Origin of the sequence: Methylomonas sp. MED-D, from assembly GCF_050276835.1 — a bacterium.
Classification (GTDB): domain Bacteria; phylum Pseudomonadota; class Gammaproteobacteria; order Methylococcales; family Methylomonadaceae; genus Methylomonas; species Methylomonas koyamae_A.
In genome coordinates, this window is record NZ_CP189965.1 from 4,234,059 (window position 1) to 4,255,431 (window position 21,373).

At 57.3% G+C, this 21,373-nt stretch carries 21 protein-coding genes; 16 read left to right on the forward strand and 5 right to left on the reverse strand.

The genetic code is table 11. The features are described from left to right. The first annotated feature begins 3 nt into the window (after positions 1–3). A complete protein-coding gene (locus tag ACQE3E_RS19055; RefSeq protein WP_313730693.1) occupies positions 4–1,113 on the forward strand; it encodes an anhydro-N-acetylmuramic acid kinase in 1,110 nt (369 codons plus the stop codon). On the opposite strand, the gene erpA is transcribed toward ACQE3E_RS19055, so the two are convergent. Further along, positions 1,110–1,442, reverse strand: coding sequence for an iron-sulfur cluster insertion protein ErpA (gene erpA / locus ACQE3E_RS19060; RefSeq protein WP_313730691.1), 333 nt, complete (start codon positions 1,440–1,442; stop codon positions 1,110–1,112). The genes ACQE3E_RS19055 and erpA overlap by 4 nt on opposite strands. 126 nt (positions 1,443–1,568) lie before the next feature. On the opposite strand from erpA, the gene sixA reads away from it, so the two are divergent. The 8 genes from sixA to ACQE3E_RS19100 all read left to right on the forward strand — a co-directional run bounded on the left by sixA (position 1,569) and on the right by ACQE3E_RS19100 (position 8,981). Continuing rightward, on the forward strand, positions 1,569–2,051 hold the full coding sequence (gene sixA / locus ACQE3E_RS19065; RefSeq protein WP_064030569.1) for a phosphohistidine phosphatase SixA: 483 nt from the start codon (positions 1,569–1,571) through the stop codon (positions 2,049–2,051). A 176-nt stretch (positions 2,052–2,227) separates the two neighbouring features. Continuing rightward, the gene (locus ACQE3E_RS19070; protein WP_313730690.1) at positions 2,228–2,746 is read left to right on the forward strand and encodes an RNA polymerase sigma factor; all 519 of its coding nucleotides are present in this window, start codon (positions 2,228–2,230) and stop codon (positions 2,744–2,746) included. Continuing rightward, the gene (locus ACQE3E_RS19075; RefSeq protein WP_313730689.1) at positions 2,736–3,692 is read left to right on the forward strand and encodes a FecR family protein; all 957 of its coding nucleotides are present in this window, start codon (positions 2,736–2,738) and stop codon (positions 3,690–3,692) included. Before ACQE3E_RS19070 ends, ACQE3E_RS19075 begins: the two co-directional genes overlap by 11 nt. Positions 3,693–3,777: 85 nt before the next feature. Continuing rightward, positions 3,778–6,201, forward strand: a complete 2,424-nt coding sequence (locus tag ACQE3E_RS19080; protein WP_313730688.1) for a TonB-dependent siderophore receptor — start codon at positions 3,778–3,780, stop codon at positions 6,199–6,201. 131 nt (positions 6,202–6,332) lie between these two features. Further along, positions 6,333–6,857, forward strand: a complete 525-nt coding sequence (locus ACQE3E_RS19085) for an RNA polymerase sigma factor (protein ID WP_427500946.1) — start codon at positions 6,333–6,335, stop codon at positions 6,855–6,857. A 53-nt stretch (positions 6,858–6,910) separates the two neighbouring features. Then, the gene (locus ACQE3E_RS19090) at positions 6,911–7,888 is read left to right on the forward strand and encodes a FecR family protein (RefSeq protein WP_313730686.1); all 978 of its coding nucleotides are present in this window, start codon (positions 6,911–6,913) and stop codon (positions 7,886–7,888) included. Between the two features lie 305 nt (positions 7,889–8,193). Next, positions 8,194–8,484 carry a DUF1778 domain-containing protein gene (locus tag ACQE3E_RS19095; protein ID WP_313730685.1) on the forward strand — a complete coding sequence of 97 codons (291 nt, stop codon included), beginning with the start codon at positions 8,194–8,196 and terminating at the stop codon, positions 8,482–8,484. Beyond that, positions 8,481–8,981: a GNAT family N-acetyltransferase gene (locus ACQE3E_RS19100; protein ID WP_313730684.1), complete on the forward strand. Its 501-nt coding sequence runs from the start codon at positions 8,481–8,483 to the stop codon at positions 8,979–8,981. Before ACQE3E_RS19095 ends, ACQE3E_RS19100 begins: the two co-directional genes overlap by 4 nt. A 238-nt stretch (positions 8,982–9,219) precedes the next feature. Here ACQE3E_RS19100 and ACQE3E_RS19105 read toward each other — a convergent pair whose 3' ends face one another. Beyond that, entirely contained in the window at positions 9,220–9,474 is a 255-nt protein-coding gene (locus ACQE3E_RS19105; protein WP_313730683.1) for a hypothetical protein, read from the reverse strand. Positions 9,475–9,613: 139 nt separating this feature from the next. Continuing rightward, positions 9,614–10,213 carry a DMP19 family protein gene (locus ACQE3E_RS19110; protein ID WP_313730682.1) on the reverse strand — a complete coding sequence of 200 codons (600 nt, stop codon included), beginning with the start codon at positions 10,211–10,213 and terminating at the stop codon, positions 9,614–9,616. Positions 10,214–10,757: 544 nt separating this feature from the next. Between ACQE3E_RS19110 and ACQE3E_RS19115 the strand changes: the two genes are divergently transcribed. The 3 genes from ACQE3E_RS19115 (at position 10,758) to ACQE3E_RS19125 (ending at position 15,908) form a co-directional block, all read left to right on the forward strand. After that, positions 10,758–10,997, forward strand: coding sequence for a hypothetical protein (locus tag ACQE3E_RS19115; protein WP_313730681.1), 240 nt, complete (start codon positions 10,758–10,760; stop codon positions 10,995–10,997). Between the two features lie 783 nt (positions 10,998–11,780). Continuing rightward, positions 11,781–14,318: a TonB-dependent siderophore receptor gene (locus ACQE3E_RS19120; RefSeq protein ID WP_313730680.1), complete on the forward strand. Its 2,538-nt coding sequence runs from the start codon at positions 11,781–11,783 to the stop codon at positions 14,316–14,318. A gap of 312 nt (positions 14,319–14,630) precedes the next feature. Further along, positions 14,631–15,908, forward strand: coding sequence for a PepSY-associated TM helix domain-containing protein (locus tag ACQE3E_RS19125; RefSeq protein ID WP_427500947.1), 1,278 nt, complete (start codon positions 14,631–14,633; stop codon positions 15,906–15,908). Between the two features lie 52 nt (positions 15,909–15,960). Here the strand turns inward: ACQE3E_RS19125 and ACQE3E_RS19130 are convergent, their stop codons facing one another. Both ACQE3E_RS19130 and ACQE3E_RS19135 read right to left on the reverse strand, forming a co-directional pair. Then, positions 15,961–16,242: a type II toxin-antitoxin system RelE/ParE family toxin gene (locus ACQE3E_RS19130; protein WP_071156007.1), complete on the reverse strand. Its 282-nt coding sequence runs from the start codon at positions 16,240–16,242 to the stop codon at positions 15,961–15,963. Further along, on the reverse strand, positions 16,239–16,523 hold the full coding sequence (locus tag ACQE3E_RS19135; protein ID WP_313730678.1) for a type II toxin-antitoxin system Phd/YefM family antitoxin: 285 nt from the start codon (positions 16,521–16,523) through the stop codon (positions 16,239–16,241). The genes ACQE3E_RS19130 and ACQE3E_RS19135 overlap by 4 nt, the downstream gene beginning before the upstream one ends. Positions 16,524–16,637: 114 nt before the next feature. Between ACQE3E_RS19135 and ACQE3E_RS19140 the strand changes: the two genes are divergently transcribed. From ACQE3E_RS19140 to ACQE3E_RS19155, 4 genes are all read left to right on the forward strand, one after another. After that, positions 16,638–17,363, forward strand: a complete 726-nt coding sequence (locus ACQE3E_RS19140; RefSeq protein WP_313730677.1) for an ABC transporter ATP-binding protein — start codon at positions 16,638–16,640, stop codon at positions 17,361–17,363. Then, the gene (locus ACQE3E_RS19145; RefSeq protein WP_313730676.1) at positions 17,363–18,787 is read left to right on the forward strand and encodes a DUF3526 domain-containing protein; all 1,425 of its coding nucleotides are present in this window, start codon (positions 17,363–17,365) and stop codon (positions 18,785–18,787) included. The genes ACQE3E_RS19140 and ACQE3E_RS19145 overlap by 1 nt, the downstream gene beginning before the upstream one ends. Further along, positions 18,784–20,247 (forward strand): DUF3526 domain-containing protein, encoded by a 1,464-nt coding sequence (locus ACQE3E_RS19150; RefSeq protein WP_313730675.1) that lies wholly within the window; start codon positions 18,784–18,786, stop codon positions 20,245–20,247. The genes ACQE3E_RS19145 and ACQE3E_RS19150 overlap by 4 nt, the downstream gene beginning before the upstream one ends. Positions 20,248–20,333: 86 nt before the next feature. Next, positions 20,334–21,371 carry an efflux RND transporter periplasmic adaptor subunit gene (locus ACQE3E_RS19155; RefSeq protein ID WP_313730674.1) on the forward strand — a complete coding sequence of 346 codons (1,038 nt, stop codon included), beginning with the start codon at positions 20,334–20,336 and terminating at the stop codon, positions 21,369–21,371. Positions 21,372–21,373 lie beyond the last annotated feature (2 nt).

Consider the following 21,373-nt stretch of genomic DNA (forward strand, 5'->3'; position numbering starts at 1 on the left):
CCCATGCCCGATCTATATATCGGCTTGATCTCCGGAACCAGCGTCGACGGCATCGACGCCGCGCTGGTCGATTTCAGCGACGGCGCCATCCGTCTGATCGCGTTTCACTATCACCCCTTCGGCGAAGAACTCCGCAACGCCATTTACCGGATTAGCCAGCCCAATCAGCCGGTATACTTAAAAGAATACGGCGAACTGGACTGCAGACTCGGCATATTATTTGGGGACGCGGCAACCGCCTTGCTGGCGAAAGCCAACATAGACGCCAGTAGCGTCAACGCAATCGGCAGCCACGGCCAGACGATTTACCATGCGCCGGAACCGCCTTTCCCATTTACACTGCAAATCGGTGATCCCAATGTGATCGCGGAATGCACCGGCATCACAACCGTAGCCGATTTACGCCGCCGCGACATCGCCGCCGGCGGTCAGGGCGCACCGTTAGTACCGGCATTTCATAGCGCGGTGTTTGGCGACTCGACGCAAACGCGAGTAATCGTTAATATCGGCGGCATCGCCAACATCACAGTTTTAAACGATCAGCCGGTAATCGGTTTCGACACCGGCCCCGGCAACGGCCTGATGGACTGGTGGTGTCAGCGACACCGCCAACAAGCCTACGACGCCGGTGGCGCGTGGGCCGCGGCAGGCAAGGTTCACGTCGGTTTACTCGCCACCTTGCTAGATGATCGATATTTCCGCTTGCCGCCCCCGAAAAGTACAGGGAAGGAATACTTCTCTAGCGCTTGGCTGACCGAAAAACTCCAACCATTCGGCGACTTACCGCCACAAGACGTGCAAGCCACGCTCTGTCAATTCACCGCCGACTCGATTGCCGCCGCGATCGCCTCATGGGCAGCCGAAACCGGACAAGTGCTGGTCTGCGGCGGCGGAGCGCACAACCACCACTTGCTAGTCTTGTTGGAAAAATCGTTGAAGATTCCGGTCGAATCGACCGCGAGATTCGGCATCGACCCGAATTGTGTCGAAGCGATGGCTTTCGCTTGGCTGGCGAAACGAACCTTACAAAACCAAGCAGGGAATTTAACCAGCGTTACCGGCGCGAAAACGCCGGTAACGCTGGGCGGAATTTATCCGGGCAATAAACGTTAAGCGGAAAACGACGATCCGCAACCGCAAGTGGTCGTAGCGTTGGGGTTCCGAATGACGAATTGCGCGCCGGATAAATCTTCCTTGTAATCGATCTCGGCACCTTGCAAGTACTGAATGCTCATCGAGTCGATCAACACAGTGACGCCGTCCTTCTCGATTTGAGTATCGTCTTCGTTGATGTCCTCGTCAAACGTGAAGCCGTATTGAAACCCCGAACAACCGCCACCGGAGATATAAACCCGCAACTTGAGGTTATCGTTACCCTCTTCCTGGATTAGGCCGGCAACCTTCCGCGCGGCATTATCGGTAAACACAATCGCATCAGCCATAATTTAGACTCTTCAGTGACTACAAAATAGGTAACGGATTATGGCTATACCCAGTAATTTAGTCAAGATTACCCAATATCGCACCGCTAGCCGTTGCGCCCCTAACCTCCGGATAACTAGAGCACTATGATCATCACCTTGCTTAGACACGCCGACGCCGAGCCGCAACGTATCGGCATCGCCGACGCCGACCGCCATCTGACCGAAAAGGGCGAGAAACAAGCCAAACGCCTGGCTAGATTCTGTCTCCGCAACCGCCTATTGCCCGGCAGACTTTACGCCAGCCCGCTGGCGAGGGCCCAACAAACCGCCAAACTGCTGCAGGCGAATCTGACCGGCTGTCCTATGCCGCATACAGCGCCATGGCTAGCAGGCGACAACGACACTCACACCTTGCTTCGAGAGCTGACCATTCTCGCCGAAGATACCGACGACGTGTGGCTGGTCGGACATGAGCCGAATTACTCCGACGTTGTAGGCCAATTGCTAAGCACCTCACCCGCAAGCGTAATCGTCAAAAAAGCCTCGCTAATACGTTTGGAGATCACGTTCGCCGAACCGGCCACCGCCACGCTATTGTGGAGCATTCCGTGTTCCTTGATGCACTGACGCAAAATGACCAACAAAGCCGGACTAGTCCGAGGTCCGAGACGGCCCGAAGTTTACGGCCGACAACCGCAAACAGCTTGGCGCCCCGAATCCAGAAGTCACCTTCACTTCATGGAAAGCGGCAATAATCGGTGCGGGAATTAGCCGAACACTTTTGCAAAACAGGATACTTTGCCATGCCTAAACCGAATCGCGGCTTCGTTCAACAACTATTCACGTTATATGCCCGTGAAATCGGCGGTTTTATCCGACGGCGGATCGGTGACGAGCAAGACGTCGATGATATCGTCCAAGAGACATTCGCCCGCTTGGCAAAATATCCGGCCTGGGAACAGGTGCAAAACCCGCGCGGCTTTTTGTACCGGACGGCCGCGAACATCTCGGTGGATTACTATCGCCGCCGCCAATTGCGCAGCGATCTGACCGAAGCGGACACCGACCCCGATGGCGTGAACGACACTATGCTCGCCCCTCACCGCCACTGGGAAACAACCCAATTGCTGGAACGATTGGAACTCTGGTTACAGGAATTACCGGAACTGCAGCGCCACGCCTTCGTGCTGCACAGTATCGAAGGCTGTTCCTACGCCGAGACGGCCGCCCGCCTAGGCTTGTCGCCAAGTTGCGCCGAACGTTACGCCAAAGCGGCCATGTTGCATGTGAGCTTACGCATGAGCGACACCGATGGCTGTTGACCCCATCCCGGAAAACGTAAGGCGGCAAGCCATCGATTGGCTATTTCGGCTGCATTCCGACGCCCACGGGGCGGACGAGCGTCAAGCACTGGCCGACTGGCTGGCCGAGAGTCCCGAACACCAAAGAGCTTTCACAGTGGTCCAAAGCCAATGGCAATCGTTAAGACATCTGCGGCACTTACCGTTTCCGTCCAAAGACGCCGCGTTGCGCTTTCGCCCCCCATCACGCCGGCATTGCTGGCGCCTGTCAACCGCGGCGATGGCGCTGTTTGCTTGCGGAGTCGCAACCTTCCACCCATCGGGTTGGCTAGGCTTTACCGCCAGCTACCACACCGCCAAGGGCGAAAGAAAAACAATCGTGCTTGCGGATGACAGTCGGATCGAATTGAACACCGACAGCGAACTGTCCGTGCATTTCAATCGTTGGCGCCGCCAAGTGTATCTGACGCGTGGCGAGGCATTTTTTAAAGTGGCACACGCCGCCGACCGACCTTTCGACGTGCGTGTCGGCAATTTACATGTGCTGGATGTAGGCACGGAATTTGACGTTTACAATCAGAGCGATCGCGTGCAAATCGCGGTGTTGGAAGGACGCGTCGAGATATTGGGACAAGAGCCCCTGACGCTAGCGGCCGATCAGGCGGTTGAGCTCACCCCGGACGGTACGCTGCTTGAGAAGTCCGGCACGGCTCATGGGGCTTCCATCGACTGGCGAAGCGGACAGTTTAAATTCCGCAATCGTCGGCTAGATCAGGTTTTGCATGAAATCAGCCGCTACCACGATGTACAGTTCAATATCCTGTCCCCGGAACTCGCCGAGTTAACAGTCAGCGGCGTTTTTAACACCGACAATTTGGCCGGGCTATTGGATGCGCTCGGTACGGTACTGCCGGTCCAGGTCCAACGCATTTCGCCGCGACAAATTCTGATTCAGAGAAAAAGCTAGTCCGCCGTTTGCGATTCCCCCACGCTTGATGATTTTTCCGCGCTGATGCGTCTAGTCAATGAACCTAATTCATCGAGAGATCATCATGGCTGAAATTACAAAATGGGCTGGACTGGCAATGTTATTGGCAATCGCCCCGGCGCGCGCCGAACCGGGCAAACAGCTCTTCGACATCGCCGCTCAGCCGCTGGCGGCCGGGTTGGAGCAATTCGCCGCGCAAAGCGGCGCGCAAATGCTCTATTCGGAACCAGCAATGGCGGGCAAGTACAGTCACGCCATCAAGGGTAACTTCACGATCGGCGACGCGGCTCAACTTTTGTTACAAGGCTCGGGATTGAACGCCAGCGTTTCCAAAACCGGCACCGTCACGGTGGCCGCGTCTACGACCGAAGCCCAATCCACGACGACCTTGCCGGCCTTGAATGTGGTGGGCAAGGCCGACTACGACGCCACGGCTCCTTACAACCAAGACTACGCACTGCCGAACGCCACTGCCGGCACCAAGCTAGACACGCCGATCATGGAAACCCCGCTGAACGTGCAAGTGGTATCCAAGCAGGTGTTGAAGGATCAGCAGGTGACCACGCTAGCCCAGGCTATTAAAAATGTGAGCGGCGTGACTGCCAGTGCGACACCCACTGATAATACGACTGCGGAGACCATCACTTTACGCGGATTTAGTTCGAACACCTATTTCCGCAATGGCTTTCGTCTGCAACAGGGCTCCGGACTTCGTGAAATGGCGAATGTGGAAAACGTCGAGATTTTGAAAGGCTCGGCGGCGATATTGTATGGTTTAGTCGAGCCCGGAGGCATGGTGAACGTGGTTACCAAACAACCCTTGGCAACCCCTTATTACGCTATACAACAGCAGTTTGGTTCTTATGATTTGTTCCGCAGCACGATTGATGCGACGGGGCCGATTAGCAAAGATCACGGCCTATTGTATCGCTTGAATATGTCCTACGAGGATAGCGGGTCCTTTCGTGACTTCGTCAAGAACCAAAAAGCCTATATTGCGCCGGTGTTTAAATGGGAGATCAGCCCCAGGACCCAAATCAGTCTGGAACTGGAATACAGCCACGACGACTTGGGCGTCGATTATCAAATGAACCCGGTCTATAACGGCCAATTGCTGCGAATTCCGCGTAGCCGGAATTACGGCGAACTCTCCACCGGTAAATACCAGCATTATTTCGGTGGCTTAAACTGGTCGCATAAATTCAACGACGATTGGTCGATCAAGCAACAAATTGCCGTTAGTCAGCAAAAAGACAATCAACCGGGCGTATTTCCCTTTACGCCTGCACTGGCGGATGACCAAATCAGTATCCCGCGCTTTCTGCTGGCGCCGATTTACGAGAACAATAGCTATTCTACGGCGTTGGATTTGACCGGGCATTTTTCAACGGCGGGCGTAAAACATACCTTGCTGATCGGTGGCGATTACTACCGGACTGACCGTCACGTTGACCAAAATCAATCGGGAAATTTTTCGCTGATTGACATCTTCAATCCCCAGCATTGCGGCAACCGCTGTGGTCTTTCGTTTGGCCCGACAGCTCATGTTACCTACCGGCAAAACACCGATCAATACGGCCTGTATCTGCAAGATCAGATGCAATTGCCATACAATCTGCACTTCACCGGCGGATTTCGCTATCAATATATCCACCAGCAAGGTGTCACTCAGAGCTTTGGTTCATCGCCCGTCGATGATCCTACGTTGCAAGCCGATGCGTTGACCCCGCGCGTCGGTTTGTTGTGGCAAGCGCGAGACTGGCTAAGCATTTACAGCAATTACACCGAAAGTTTTGGTGCCAATATCGGCAAGGTCTATCCCAACCAGCCAGTACCACCTTCGAGTGCGGAGCAATGGGAAGTGGGGGCGAAAACCGAGTTTTTTAGGGGCCGCTTACGCGCCACCCTGGCTTACTATGACCTAACCAAAACCAATGTGGCTACCGATGACAATCTGCGGCCCAATCAAGGTTTCTCCGTGGTGGCTGGCGCGGTGCGCAGCCGCGGCCCCGAGTTGGATATTCAAGGCGAAATCCTGCCGGGCTGGAACGTGATAGCGACTTATGCCAATACCGATGTGGTGACCACCAAAACCTTCAATGCCTACCCCGCCCAGGGTGATCGTTATTACGGCGTGCCAAGAAATACCGCCAGCTTTTGGAATACCTACGAATTCAAAAACGGTGAATGGCAAGGATTGAAAGTCGGTGGCGGCATCACCTTGCGCGACAATCAGGCGACTAACGACCCATCGGGTGCCAATATGGAAGTGCCTGGCTACGAAACCGTGGATTTGATGGCCGCCTACAGCCGCAACATCGGCAAATCCAAAATCTGCGTGCAATTCAACGTCAACAATCTCCTGGACAAATATTACTACACCTACATTCAACCTTATCGGATACCATCCAGCGTGGGTTACGACACCAGTTACGTCGCGTTCGGCACACCTCGAACTTTTATGGGGTCCATCAAAATCGAATATTGAACTCATTGGGCCACGGGCGGCTAACCGGGCATTACGGATGCGCGTCATTCGCCGGACCATGGCGCGACGATAATTTGCGGTGTACCATGCGCGAGAATTCACGCATTCACTCGACGCAATCACCCCAACGCATGAACGACTTGGCAAGGCACAGGGTTCAGTGCCTAATCGAAACCCACCAGAAGGATTTGCAGGCCATGTTGCGGCGACGCCTGGATTGTCCGCAGGACGCCGCCGATGTGGCCCAGGAAGCCTATCGGCGCCTGCTGAAGATCATCCCCGCTCAAGACATTCAAAGCCCCAAGGCCCTGCTGTTTCATATCGCCGGCCAATTAGCCGTCAACGTGCTGAACCGCCGGGCTTGGCACGACGCCAAACACGATGGCGACGCGGCGCTCGAAGAGCAAACCAGCCGGGACCACAATCCCGAACAACAATTAAGCCTGTCGCAAACTCAAGCCGTGATCCGCGCCGCGATCGACTCGATGCCGCCGCGCCGGCGTGAAGCCTTCGTTCTGCATCGCTTTCACAATCTCACCTACCCGCAAATCGCCGACACCCTCGGTATTTCGGTGGCGATGGTGGAAAAGCACGTCAGCGCCGGCCTGCTGACTTGCCGGCAGCACCTGCACGATGCCGGCTTGCTGGAGCCGTGACATGAATCGCCACCCCCTTTTAGCGACACGCGACGGCTCGACGGCGACCGGCGATGTCTGACCATCCCAACACGCCATCGCCGGCCGAAGCCGCCAGCGCTTGGTTTGCCCGGCTGCGTTCGCCGGACTGCGGCGCGGCGGACCGGCTCGAATTCGAGCGCTGGCTGGCCGCCGACCCGCGCCACCGCCACGAATATCAAACGTTGGAGTCGCTGTGGCAAGCGATGAGTCCGTTGCAGTCAGTCTATGCCGGTCCGTTAAGCGGTAAACCAACTCGCCGCGCGATCGCCAAGCGTTTTTATCCTGTCGGTATCGCCGCCGCGCTGCTGTTGGCGGTTGGCCTGCTGTGGCGGAACCCGTATTTCGGCGAACACTATCAACACTACCATACCGACATCGGCGAACGGCTCGGCGTGACCTTGGCCGACGGCAGTTTGCTGGAATTGAACACCGCGACCGACGTCACGGTTCGATACGACAAAGACCGGCGCGAGTTGGCACTCGAACGCGGCGAACTGTTCGCGCAAGTCGCCCACCAACCCTGGCGACCTTTCGTGGTCAAGGCCGCCGGCGGCGAAACCCGCGACATCGGCACCCAATTCGCGGTCTATCGCGGTCCGGCATCCACCACGGTCAGCGTGTTCGAAGGCGAAGTGGAAGTCCGCTCCGGCGCGGATGCCCAAGCTCTCGCCACCACCTCGCTGCGCGGCGGCGAGCAACTGGCCTACAACGCGTCCGGCCGTCAATCCGCGCCGATCGCCATCGACATCGAAGCCCGCCAAGCCTGGCGGCGCGGCGAAATCATCTGGCGCGACCAAAGCTTGGCCCAGGTCACCGCTGAAATCGAGCGCTACCATCCGGTCCGCATCCAACTGGCCTCGCCCGGACTGGCAAGCCAACGCATCAGCGGCGTGTTCAAGGCCGACGACCTGAACGGCATCGTCTCCGCCATCGCCGCATTGCTGGACGCCGAGGCGCGCCGGCCATCGCCGGACGTCGTGGTATTTGCCGAAAACCGGCAACGCTTGTAACCGCTTAACGCAAAGCGCAATTTTGCCTTTCGGCGAAATTCAATTTTCGCGATCGCAATTTCAGAGGCGGACGTCGAATCGGCAGTGGTGTTCGCGCTGCTTTATTTAAAGCAGAGTTGGATGGCAAAATAATGGCATGGCCTGGTTTCAGCGAAGGTTGGATAATGCGGTTTATCAGCGATAAGAAGGGCCGTTCGTCACCGACGAACATCCGGCGTTTTCAGACCTCGTGAATCCACTTTGGATATAATTGTCACGACAACGTCTGGCGGCTATACTGCTCTCCTCTGTGTATAGGAGGCATTATGGCTATTCAATCGACTCGCACCACCAAACTTGACCTGCGATTATCGCCCGAAGCCAAGCAGACCTTGAGCGCGGCAGCCCAGGCAGCCCATTGCTCGGTCAGTCAGTTTGTATTGGCGAGTGCCTTGGCACGCGCCGCCGAAACGCTTACCGAGCGACAACGCTTTGAACTCAATGCCGAGCAATGGGAAAAATTTATGTCCGCGCTCGATGCGCCGCCACAACTTGTACCCCAGATTCAACGCTTGTTTCGCGAGCCGAGCCCCTTTGATCTGCCGACGACCGAATGACGGGGTTTCGGATTGAGAAGCTACGGCGCGATCATCCCGTTGATCGCTTTACCTGTGGGCACGAGGAGCTTGACCGCTTTCTGATTCGCCATGCCCTCGGCAACCAGCAAGCCAACGCTTCGCAAACATATGTCGGTCTACATGACCAGGACGTCATTGGCTTCTACAGCCTGGTTGTGGGCGAAGTCGCTTTTAACGATGCGCCGGAGCGCTTGACCAAAGGCTTAGCCCGTCACCCTGTGCCGGTCATGTTGTTAGCGCGGCTGGCCGTGAGCACCGCCTGGCAAGGCCGCAAGATTGGTTCAGGCCTGTTAAAAGACGCGATGCTACGCACGTTGCAGGCTGCCGACATTGGCGGTATTCGTGCTTTTGCGGTTCACGCCAAGGACGCCCCCGCAAAACGGTTCTACGAGCGGTTTGGTTTTGCCCCATCACCGACAGATTCATTGCACCTCTACCGTCTCATCAAGGATTTGCGCCGTTCTCTCGAACAGTAACAACGCATTCCGATTAAAACCGCCCGTCGTTCCGATCGCAAAGCCGCCACGGGTTACAATTCAAACCCCGCCAGATTTTGAATGTCTGTGATCGGCCAATCAGAGACACTCAAGTATTTCAGTGCATGGCGGCTGTATTACAGAAAGCTGTCGTTCAACAAGCCAGGCTTGGCGGCGGAGGCCCCGAGACGCGTCGAATGCACTGCGATGGCCAGTCGACGTTCGCTGCCGCGAATGGTTAGGCGTCATACTCGCCATAATAAATGACTCTCTCAACAATCTGCTCAATGGTTAACTCTTGGTGTGGCTGACTCAATCGCATCCCCTCAACAACCTCAAGCGCGACGAAAACCTCTAAAAAATACTCCATGCCTGGCGCTCTCTCTGCCGCGACCTCACGCACCGGACGACTAAGTTCGCTCTCGGAAAGCTCAAGCACGACGGCTCCTGACTCTGGTCGAAACTCGCCACCAATTCGCTCGGCAAAAATCATGGCCATCTCTGGCCAGTCACTCAATCTAGCTATTGCTTCGCGGAGATGCATTTGTCGCCTAAGAGAGTCCATATAGTAACGCTAGCCGTGGGCCGAAGGCGCGTCCCTGCGACCGGAGAGAGCCAACTTGAACGTAAGGTTAGAAGTTTTTATGTAGTTCATTGTCTTTTGCGAATTGACTCATGCGCTTACCAAGTTTGTCAGGGTCTGCCCAAAATGCTCGATCAAGAACATCCAGTTCTTTATCTCGTTTGACTTGAGCTTCACTATCCGTAGCACGCAGAATACTACGCCGTTCGCAGGTATCGGAAGGAACCTCAGCGTCTCCAAAAAACATTTTCTTCGCTTCCGTCAGGAGGGCGAGACTTTTTGATGCACCTATTGCCATTAACCCCTCAACGGCAAACCTAAAGTAATCAGCCGAACTGTTGTGAAAGTATTGATCAAAGCCGCCGTTGTATACCTCGCCGCTCACCAAGTTTGTTGCGAAGTAAAGTTGGTTCCCATGAGATAAACCTGAAAAACCAGTTTCTGTGTTATGGACTTGATCGACAAGCCATTGCCAGTGTTTGTGTTCAGAACTTTCTCGGAATCTCTTGTCTTGCTCGTACCTGATTTTCGATGCATCAATACTTTTCCGATATCCACCTTTGCAGGGCATACAAAGGCCGCCGTTCTTTTCTGCGGTAGAAAGAAGAATGGGCGCTCCGCAGGCTGGGCAAGGAACACGGTCTGACATAGTGTGGACTTCTAACTAGTAATTAGACGATTTATGTATATCATCGGCGACTACAAATAATGGCCGGTAATGATCAATTAGCCGCCATTGGATCAAACTAAGCGATGGACCGCAATGGGTCGATCTCGCTCATTGCGCCGACGCCTTTGCTCCGTCGGAGCGCCAACGCTATCCACCAAAACTTCGACGAACCTTACCGGCACCGTAACTTGTCGATCGCGGCGCTTGGCAAGGAGAGCGTCGGCGCGACGGACCCGGAGCTACATTGTTGCCGAGACGGAAGATTGCCCGCCGATCTGGCGGGTTCTTGCTCGATCCTTCGCGGTTCGGGCGAATCGAAGCTGTCCAGGGTCTTTATCACTCGACGAGTTGCCATTACAACACCGAACAATCCATTGCGGACACGGACCGATGTTCGATAAACACCCACCATCCTCCGTTGAACATCGAGCGACGCCTGATCAACAGGCAAGCTTCTGATGCAAACACCGAGGGCAGCGTGTTTAACACCGGCGCCCCGCAACTCGACACCGGACATCCTCCGATGAACAGGCGACGATCTCGACTAAACACCGAGCCGCCGCTGATTGACAGGCAGCCGTCTCTGCCGAACAGCGACGCGTGTCCGATCAACAGCGGCGGTTGGCCGCTAATCGGCAACGCTTGCGTGGTAAACAAGCGGCGCTGGCTGTTCATATTAAAAGGCTGCGTGTTCAGCGTGAAGGTCTGCCTGTTCGGCAAGCAAGCCTGGATGTTTCTGTGGCGATACCGCGTGTTGAGGTAAGAACGCTGCCGGTATCAACGGCAACCTAGCCTGTCGCGACGACACCGCTGCCGGTCGAACGCGGACACCTGACTGTTCAAACCGCACCGCAACGGGTTTCGACGGGAACGATGCGATTTTTCGGCGGCACCGGCAATGAAGGTCATGCGAGCCCGGAATTATTTCCCCATCAAGACGGTGTCGTAAAAGTCGAAACAGAACCCTCGCGGGAGAGAGGCTTTTATGACACCCTCATCAAGCGGGTGTAAATGCGGCTGGCCCGGCTGCCGCTGGTTTTCGGCTTGCCGAAAACTCAAACCCAAAGTCCCGAATTTTTGCATCGATTGCTTCAGTGAATTAGCCAGCCCGCGTAGCTCCGATTCGCGGCAGCGTAATCGGAGGAATTGTTGGCTTCGAGATGTGCGATTGCGCAAGCTAATCGCACCTAAATTTTGAGTAAGTATTCAACGCGAAGTAAAAACGCCTTCTCCCAACGGAGCAGGGGAATGAACACCTCAACATCAGCTACGCCGCTCGCTGAGCGGAGTCGAAGCGAAATCGCTGGCTTCGGCTCCGCTCAGCCAACGCCTTATTTCTACTCCGGTTAGCCAAACCGTTACAATTTTGAATGACAGCGTATTGCCTTATCCCCGTCTCCGCAAATTTCATCTCATGTGATTGCAAAGGGTCGTCGGCATCCGATGCAATTTTTTTCACGCTTATAGGTAGGGTACACAGCCTCTTCGTTTGGCTTAGTGCGCATAGGGATCGAAAACAGTGTCCCGGTCTACAAGGAGAGCGTCCATGCCGAACCACCACCGCTTATCAAACCATCAGCCATCCGCTCGCGGCAAGTCCAAAATAATTCGCTGGGCGCTGGCGGCGGCGCTGGCCGGCTTGCAGTTGGCTAGCGCCCAGGCGGTGGAAGCCGATGTGGATTTGCACATGCCGGCGCAACCCTTGGCGGCGGCCTTGGAAGCTTATTCGCGCGCTACCGGCCTGCAACTGATCTTCCGCCCGGAAAGCGTGGCCGGCCTGAGCAGCCCGGCCATCGACGGCCGCTATAGCCGAGCGGACGCCCTCCGGCATTTGCTGACAGGCACCGCCTTGAACGTGCAAACGGTTGACGACCATACCTTGGCAATCAAGCCTAGCCAGCAAAATCCGGACAATATCGAGAAGCCCGACGCGGCGGCCACCTTGCCGGCCGTCAAGGTGGTCGGCCAAGCCGCCTACGATACCACCGATCCCTACAATCCGGATTACGCACTGCCGAACGCCAGTTCCGGCACCAAAACCGATACGCCGATCATGGAAACGCCACTGAACGTGCAGGTGATTTCCAAGCAAGTCTTGAAGGACCAGCAAGTGATACGCCTCGATCAGGCCTTGAAGAACATCAGCGGCGTCAGCGTCGCCAACGGCAACAACAATTCAGCCGGCCCCAGCAACGCCGAGCAATACACGCTGCGCGGCTTCGCGACCAGCACCTTATTCCGCAACGGTTTTCGGATGGATGCGGGCAGCACCTGGTACGGCAACGGTCAACAAATGGCCAACGTGGAAAGCGTGGAAGTCCTGAAAGGGCCGGCCGCAATTCTGTTCGGCAGGGTCGAGCCCGGCGGGATGATCAACGTCATCACCAAAAAACCCAGAGCCACGCCCTACTACGCGATCAACCAGCAGTTCGGCTCCTACGATTTGTTTCGCACCAGTGTCGATGCGACCGGCGCGATCAACCCCGACGCGAGTTTGCTGTACCGGGTCAATGCCTCGTTTCAAAGCAATCATTCCTACCGCGATCTGGTCGAAAGCGACGATAAATTCATCGCGCCGGTCATCCAGTGGCAAATCGGCGCCAAAACCCAAGCGACCCTGGAAATGGAGTATCAGCATAAGCGGGCCAGCGAGGATTTCATGATTTTGCCGACCGACGGCAACAACCGGTTTATCGACTTACCCCACCAGCGCAACCTCGGCGAAAAAAACCTGGCCACGACCGACGGCTACTTCGCCGGCTTCAACTGGACGCATCAGTTCAACGAAGATTGGAGCATCAAGCATCAAGTCAACTTCCGGCGCCGCGAGGTGCGGCAAGGCCCCAGCACCTTGCCGATTTTCTTGGCGGGCAACACCTTGAGCCGGGTGGTTTACGGAATCAATCCGGAAACCAACGACACCTTGGCCAATATTCTGGACCTGACCGGCCATTTCACGACCGGTGCGTTGAAACACACCTTGCTGGTTGGCGGCGACCACTACGCCACCGATTATTTTCAGGACCTGACCTTCGGCGGCATCGGTTTCACGCTGTCCGATATCGACATCAACCGGCCCGCCCACCCCGGTCCGGGCTTGGTATTAGACCCCAGCTTGCGCCAGCTTTTCGCCCAAAAAACCGACAATTTCGGTGCCTATCTTCAGGACCAAATCGAGCTTCCGCACAACATTCACCTGCTGGGCGGATTTCGCTACCAATATGTGCATTCGAAAATATTTCGCGGCGGCGCGGACGGCGTACTACTGCCGGACGCATTCGGCCTGCCGCAAACCGACGACGATGTGACCCCTCGCGTCGCGGTACTGTGGCAACCCGCCGCATCGCTCAGCGTCTACGGCAATTACGTCGAGAATTTCGGCGCCAATACCGGGCGATTTTCGTTTGTGGAAGGCGCAGCCTTCGGCAAGGCCTTGGCGCCGGAAACCGCCCAACAATGGGAGTTGGGCGCCAAATCCGAGCTGTTCGACGGCCGGCTGCTCCTGTCCTTGGCCTATTACGATTTGACCAAACAAAACGTCGCCACACTGGACGTCGCCCGCGGCGCGGCTTGCGGCAACAATTTTTGTTATTTGTCGGTCGGCGAAGTCAATAGCAGCGGACCGGAGCTGGACATACAAGGCGAAATTCTGCCCGGCTGGAACGCGATCCTGACCTACGCCCACCAAGACGTGCGCGTTACCAAAAGCTCGGACACCTCCGGCCAGATCAAAGTCGGCAACCGCTTGCAGTTTGTGCCGGAAAATACCGCCAGCGCCTGGACTACCTACGAAATCCAACAAGGGCCGGCCAAGGGCTTGAAATTCGGCGGCGGCGTAAGCTTGCGCGATTACGTCGTGAATGCCAATAACCAAACCCGCTCGGTCGGCAATACCTTGGTCGGCCTGATGACCGGCTACAGTTTCAAAGTCGGCAAATCGAAAGTGACGGCGCAACTGAACGTCGACAACTTGCTGGACCAACGCTATTTCACCGACGCATCGCCGGTGACAGACTCCGGTTACGGCTATGTCAGTTTCAGCAACCCGCGCAGTTTCATCGGCTCGCTCAACGTCGAGTATTGACGGCCCTCGTTGCCGATTCTCCCTGCCGTGTTGGCGGGTTTTCCGTTCGGCCGTGCCGGGAGAACGCTGCCGAGGATTAACGGAGCTTTCGAGGCGAAGTTTCTTTATCGAGCATGAAAAGTCGTAGCGCAAATTACGGACACACGCGTATTGGAAGGGCTTTCGATCGCGGCTGAAGCCGCTGCCGGGCCCATCTGTTCCTGCTTCGAGACAATGACCGTTAGGTCGCTAGATGCGATAAATCGCAAATTTCTGTCTGGATTTAACGCCGAGATTCGTCTTATGGATTAAACGACCTTTAACAAACTTTATATGACGCGACACTTCTGGGTTTTGGTACACCGTTACGCCGGCTTGTACATGGCGTTCTTTTTGACCGTGGCCGGGCTGACCGGTTGCGTGCTGGCCTTTTTCCACGAATTGGACGACTGGCTGAATTCCGACCTGCATCTAGTGGAAGTCCGCGACCAGGCGATGCTGGACGAGTTTGTACTGCGCGACCAAGCCTTGGCGCTGGAACCGCATGCGTACATCAACCAACTGATGTTAAGCCGGGAATCCAACCGGGTTTTCGAAGCGGGGTTGACGCCGCGCACCGATCCGGCGACCGGCAAACCCTACGAGCTGGCTTATCAAAACCTGCGGCTGGACCCTTATACCGGCGAGTTGCTCGGTTACGGTAAGGACGAAGGCTTGTGGCCGCTGACCCGCCGCAACATCCTCCGGGTGATCTACAGCTTGCACTATTCGTTAGCCTTGGACGAAGTCGGGGTCTGGTTGTTCGGCATCGCCGCGCTGATCTGGACCGTCGATTGCTTCGTCGCGTTTTACCTGACCTTTCCGGTGCGGCGTAAATCCCCTCACCCGAACCCTCTCCCTGAAGGAGAGGGAACAACTTCGCGCGGCTTTTGGTCGCGTTGGGCGATTGCGTGGAAAATCAAATGGCCGGCCTCGGCCTTTCGGTTGAATTTCGACTTGCACCGGGCCGGCGGTTTGTGGACCTGGCTGATGCTGTTCGTGTTCGCCTGGTCGTCGGTCGGCTTCAATTTGAGCGAAACCGTCTACCAACCGGTGATGGCCGCGCTGTTCGATATGCCGGACTTACGGCAATTTCCGGTCCCGAATCTGCCGGAACCGCGCCCGGAACCGCGCATAGCCTGGCGTGAGGCCCACACGATCGGCCGGCGTTTGATGGACGAACAAGCCCAAGCGGCGCACGTGCGGGTGTTGGCGGAAGAAACGCTGGCCTATCAACCGGAGAAGGGCATGTATTTGTACGTGGTAAAAAGCGACCGCGACATCAGCCCTGACCACGCCGGCACCGCGATCTGGTTCGACGGCGACAGCGGCCGGTTTGGCGGTCTACTGTTACCGACCGGCGAAAACCTCGGCTTGACCCTGAGCATGTGGTTGTTTGCGTTGCACATGGCAAAAGTCTGGGGACTGCCGTTCCAAATCTTCGTTTGCGCAATGGGCTTGGTGGTCGCGATGCTATCGGTCACCGGCGTCTATATCTGGCTGAAAAAGCGGAGCGCTCTGCGGTCGTCCAAAGCCAGACAAGCCAACATCGCCGGGCGTGTCGATGCTTAAGTGTTTCGCCGTCTCCATCGAAGAAACTACCGAGCGAATGCAGCCAGGGAGTTTAGAGCTTAAGCACGCGATGCCCTTCGAATACAGTCAATACCGATATGCCGTCGTCTTCGACGCGATAGACGATTCGATAGTGCTCGACAAACACTTCTCGAATATCGGCTTGGCCCAGCTCCGGCACAATCCGGCCAATCAATGCCGAGTGAGCGGCATCTCGGGCACGCTTTCGGAGTTTGTCCACCCACTGCTTGGCGTTTTGGGGATTGTTACGCGCGATATACCAGTAGATCTCGGCCAGATCGTCCGTGGATCGATCGCTCCAGCGCAACTTCACAAGTTGGCAATTTTATGTTCCAGAACTTCCGCCAGTTGCTCGTCCTCTATGACCCGTCCCGCCTGAATGTCATCCAAACCTTGCCTCACGGCGGAGACAAATCGGGCTTGGCTATTAAGCCGGTCGAATTCGCTAGGCGACAGTACCACGGCGGCCGGCTTGCCGTTCTGGGTAATGACGATGGAACGGTTACTGGAATTAATGCTTTTAATCAACGCGGAAGCCTGCGTCTTGAACTGCCCCAGCGGCAATATATCTTCGGAAACTTGTATGGTTGACATAACGATAAACGCTCGAAACGGATCGAAATTAAGCGTCGAATATAGGTTTTATATCTCCCGGAAGCAAGGCCTTTCGCGGCAGTCTTTTTTTCATTGCCGAGGTGCCACGTTCCGATGATAGAAGCCCGAGAACTGACCAAACACTATGGCGCGATCCGAGCCCTGGACGCGTTGAATCTGCAAGTCGCCCCCGGCGAAATTTTCTGTTTGCTCGGCGCCAACGGTGCCGGCAAAACCACGACGATTCATCTGTTTCTGGACTTTATCAAGCCCAGCACCGGCGTGGCCAGGATAGCCGGCCTGGACGTCAACCAAAACCCCGATCGGGTTCGGCAACGGGTCGCCTATTTGCCGGAGAACGTCGCGCTGTATCCCAGGCTCTCGGGCCTGGAAAATTTGGACTATTTCAGCCGCTTGTCGGGCCATCGCTATGACAAAACCCGCTTACGCGACTTTCTGTGCCGGGCCGGCTTGCCGGACGAAGCCGTCGACCGTCCGGTCGCCGCTTACTCGAAAGGCATGCGCCAGAAAGTCGGCATTGCAATGGCTTTCGCCAAGGAAGCCCAGGTTTTATTGTTGGACGAACCGACCTCGGGCCTGGACCCGCAAGCCGCCTACGAGTTTTCCAACTTGCTGGTCAAACTGGCGAACGCCGGCGTGGCCATCTTGATGGCGACCCACGACTTGTTTCGCGTCAAGGAAACCGGTCACCGGGCCGGTATCATGAAGGCCGGTCAACTGCTGACGGTACTTAAAACCGCCGACACCAACGCCGCCGAACTGGAGCGGATTTACCTGGACTATATGCGGGCCGGTTTGCGCGCCACGGAGCCGGCCTGATGATTGCCGCCATCGCCGAAAAAGAGTTCACCGAATGCCGTCGCGACGGCCGTTTCAAGCTAGCGGCTGCGTTGATACTGGCATTATTCATCGCTGCCAGTTGGTTTGGTTGGCGCAACTACCTGGATTTGCTAAATCAAGCCGACATCGCCGCCGAGCACGACTATCGGCGTTTCGGCCAACAAGACCCCAAACACCCGCACGACGCCGCCCATTACGGGGTGTACGCCTTCAAAACGCCGCGGCCGCTGACCATTGTCGATGGCGGGATCGAGCCGTACGTCGGCGCCTCGATACTGAATGGTGCCCACATCCAAGGCGAAGTGGAATATCCGCCGGCCCAGGACATGAGCGCGCTGCAGCGCTTCGGCGACTTGAACCCGGCCAATGCCGCCCAAACCCTGCTGCCGCTGTTGGTGATACTGCTCGGTTTTTCGGCGTTCGCCGGCGAACGCGAGCAAGGCACCTTGCGACAATTGCTGAGCCTCGGACTGCGGCCTTCGTTGCTGCTGTGGGGCAAGGCGGCCGGCATCGCGCGGGCGCTATTGCCAATACTGTTGCCGCTTGCCGGATTCGGTATCGCCACTGCCGGCTATCTAGCGCCGGCCGAATCGCGCGGCGACGAACTGGCCCGCGCCGGTTTACTGGTGGTGTTGTACGGACTGTATCTGACTCTGCTGTTGTTTCTGACACTCGGCGTGTCCGCCTGTTGCCGCTCGGCGCGCACCGCGCTGGCAGTGCTATTGGTGTTCTGGGGCGTCACGGTGTTCGCGCTTCCCCGCATGTTGCTGGATGTCGGCGGCTACGTTTATCCGATCCCGTCCACTCATCGGTTTTGGGTCAATTTCATGACCGATCTGAGCCAATCCTGGGAAAGCGCCGAACAGACCTTGCAAAAGCAGTTGCTCGCCGAGTACCGGGTCGAGCGCGTTGAGGAGCTGCCCTTCGATTACACGGGCCGGAGTATGCAAGTCGGCGAGGAAGCGGCCTGGGCGGTGTGCGAACGTGACGACCGCCAACGCTACGATATTTACGCCCGGCAAAACCGCTTGCTGGAATGGGGCACGCTGATCGCGCCGAGCGCCGGCGTCTCGCTGCTATCGATGGCCCTGGCCGGCAACGATCCGGCGCAGCATCAAGCTTTTACCCGGCAAGTCGAACACTATCGTCGCCACTTGAACCGCCTCCTCAACGATTACGTCTCCCGCCATCAAACTCGGAACGCCAACGGTTGGGACAGCACGTTAATCAAAGCCGACGCGAGCTTCTTCCAACGCGTTCCGGCGTTTCGTTATCGGCCGCCCGATTGGCGGGAAGCACTAAGCCCCTATCCCAGAGCCATCGCTTTATTACTAATTTGGACGGCCGCGGCGGTAACGTTTGCCCGCTACGCGGTTTCCCGGCTATCGGGGGCCTCGGTATGAAAAGCTTGAGCTTATGCCGCATCGAGTGCCGGCAACTGCGTCACGACCGGGTATTTTGGGCGACTAGCTTGCTGTGCGCGGCGGCCTTACTGTTCGGTTTCAACAACGGCAGGCAATGGCAAACCGGCCAGGATGCCTTGATCGCCGAATACGCCCAACAGAGCCGCCAAGATTTCGAGGAATTGTTGAACATGGCCAAGGAGCTGCGCGCTAAAAACCAGCCGCCGGCCAAAACCGTCGCGGAGCGGGAACGCGATCCGCGCTACGCGCTGACCCTGGGCGGCATGGCGCAACATATCTGCCGGCAAAACGGTGACTTGGCGGCGCTGACCGTCGGCCAAACCGATCTGTACAACGCCTGTATTCTGGTCAACGCGTGGGAAGTCGGCGGCGCTTACGACGAGCGTTTGCATCGCACGCTGGAAAACCCGTTGCGCTTGCTGTTCGGCCGCTTCGATGCCACGTTTGCGATCCTTACGCTATTGCCGATCGCGATTTTGCTGCTGACTTACAACCAATTGTCCGCCGAACGCGAGCTAGGCACGCTGGCCCTGCTCGGCTGCCAACCGGTTCCGCCGCGACGCGTCATGGCCGCCCGCTTCGCTGTCAGATCCGCATGCTTCGTCGTGTTGACGCTGCTCCCGTTGAGTCTGGCGCTGTGGCTGGCAGCACCGCCCGCCGACGCGCCAAGCTTTGTCGCGGCTTGGGGCGGTTGGTTGCTGGTCAGTACGGCGTATCTACTTTTTTGGTTTGCCTGCGCCTTTTGGGTCAATTCGCGCGGTCAGAGCAGCGCCGAGAACGGTTTGCTATTGGCGGGACTGTGGCTGTCCTTGGTGGTGGTGTTGCCGGGCTGCCTGAATCTAGGTTTGAAACAGTGGTATCCGCTACCCTCGCGGATGGCCTTCATCGACGCCAGCCGCGAAGCCACTATTGAAGTCGGCAAGCGTAAGAGCGCATTGCTGGGCAAATACTTGATCGATCATCCCGAGCGAGTGCCGCCATCCTCAAGTGTCAATGCCGACGACTTCATCCAGACCCGCGTCGCGTTGGACGAGGAAACCCAGCGGGTAATGGCACCCGGCCGGGCCGAGTTCGCGGCCCAGCAAGGCCATCAACGCGAACTGGTCGAACGACTAGGCTTTTTGTCGCCGGCCATCGTCTATCAGCACACGGTTCAGCAACTGACGGGGCAGGGCCAGGACTACCAGCAGGCCTTTCTGGAAGCGGTCGCCGACTATCACCAACGACTGCGGGCTTTTTATTTTCCGAAATTTGTTCGGGACGAGCCGGAATTTAACGATTACCAGGCCATTCCGCAATTCCGGCACCCGGCGCCGGCCGATGCGTTTCGACGCTCCAATCTGCCGCTGGCTTGCCTCGGTGTGAGCTTGCCTAGCTTGCTGTTGGTCGTTGCCGGCTGGCGGAACATGCGCCGAATCCGTTTTAAAGTCGATGCATGATGGGCATGACCGTTTTCCCGACTCCCAGCCAACCACCCCGCCGCGCGGCGCACGCTAAGGCAACGGCCCGCGCATCCAGGTTTACATTGGAAAAGCCGATTGCCGCCTGGTTGGCGGCGGCGTGGTTAACCCTATCGGCTGCCGCATGGGCGGACGATCCGGTTGCCGTGCGGGTCGCGCCGCTCGCCCAAGTCGCCATTTACCCCGAATCCGCCGCGCCGGCGCTGGTCGTCAGTTTGAATCACTCGCCGATCGCGGCAGAAATCGACGCCTCGGTCGTCGAGCTGCCGGTCAGGGTCGGCGACGCGGTCAAGCCCGGCACGGCCCTGGCGCAACTGGCCTGCCGAGACTTCGAATTGGAACGCGCGCGTTTGCAGGGCGAGCGGTTAGCCGCCCAAGCCAAGCTGGAACTGTCGCAATGGCAGCTCAAGCAAGCGGAAACCCTGGCCCAACAACAAACCCTGCCCGACGAGCAAGTCCAGGAAAAACGCGCGCAATTGGCGGTCTTGCGCGGCGACCTGGCCGCGAATAGCGCCCGTCTGGAAACCACCGACCAACAAATCAAGCACTGCACCGTGCGTGCGCCGTTTGCCGGGGTGGTGACCGAACGTTTGATCGCCATCGGCCAATTCGCCGCCCGCGGCACGCCGTTGGTACGCCTGCTAGACACCGGCCGGCCGGAAGTGTCGGCGCAAATCCCCGATCAGGAAACCCAGGCCTTGCGGCAGGCCAGCGACTTGAGTTTTGAACACAACGGCAACCGCTACCCGCTAAAGTTGCGCAGCGTTTTACCGGCCATCCGCACCGAAACCGGCACGCACGACACCCGGCTGGATTTCGCCGCCGCCACGGCCGAAGCCGGCAGTGCCGGCCGCGTGCTATGGCGGGATAAACGAATGCACGTCCCGGCCGAATTCGTCGTCAAGCGCGGCGAACAATTGGGCGTGTTTTTGAACCGGCAGAGTACTGCGCAGTTTCACGCCTTGCCGACCGCGCAAAGCGGCCGGCCGGCGGCCATCGCGTTACCGGGCGACAGCCAGCTCGTCGTCACCGGTCAATTTGCGCTGCGAGACGGCGCCGCGATCACGGTCGAAGCCGCTCCCACGGTCCGGGGCGGCCCTTGAGC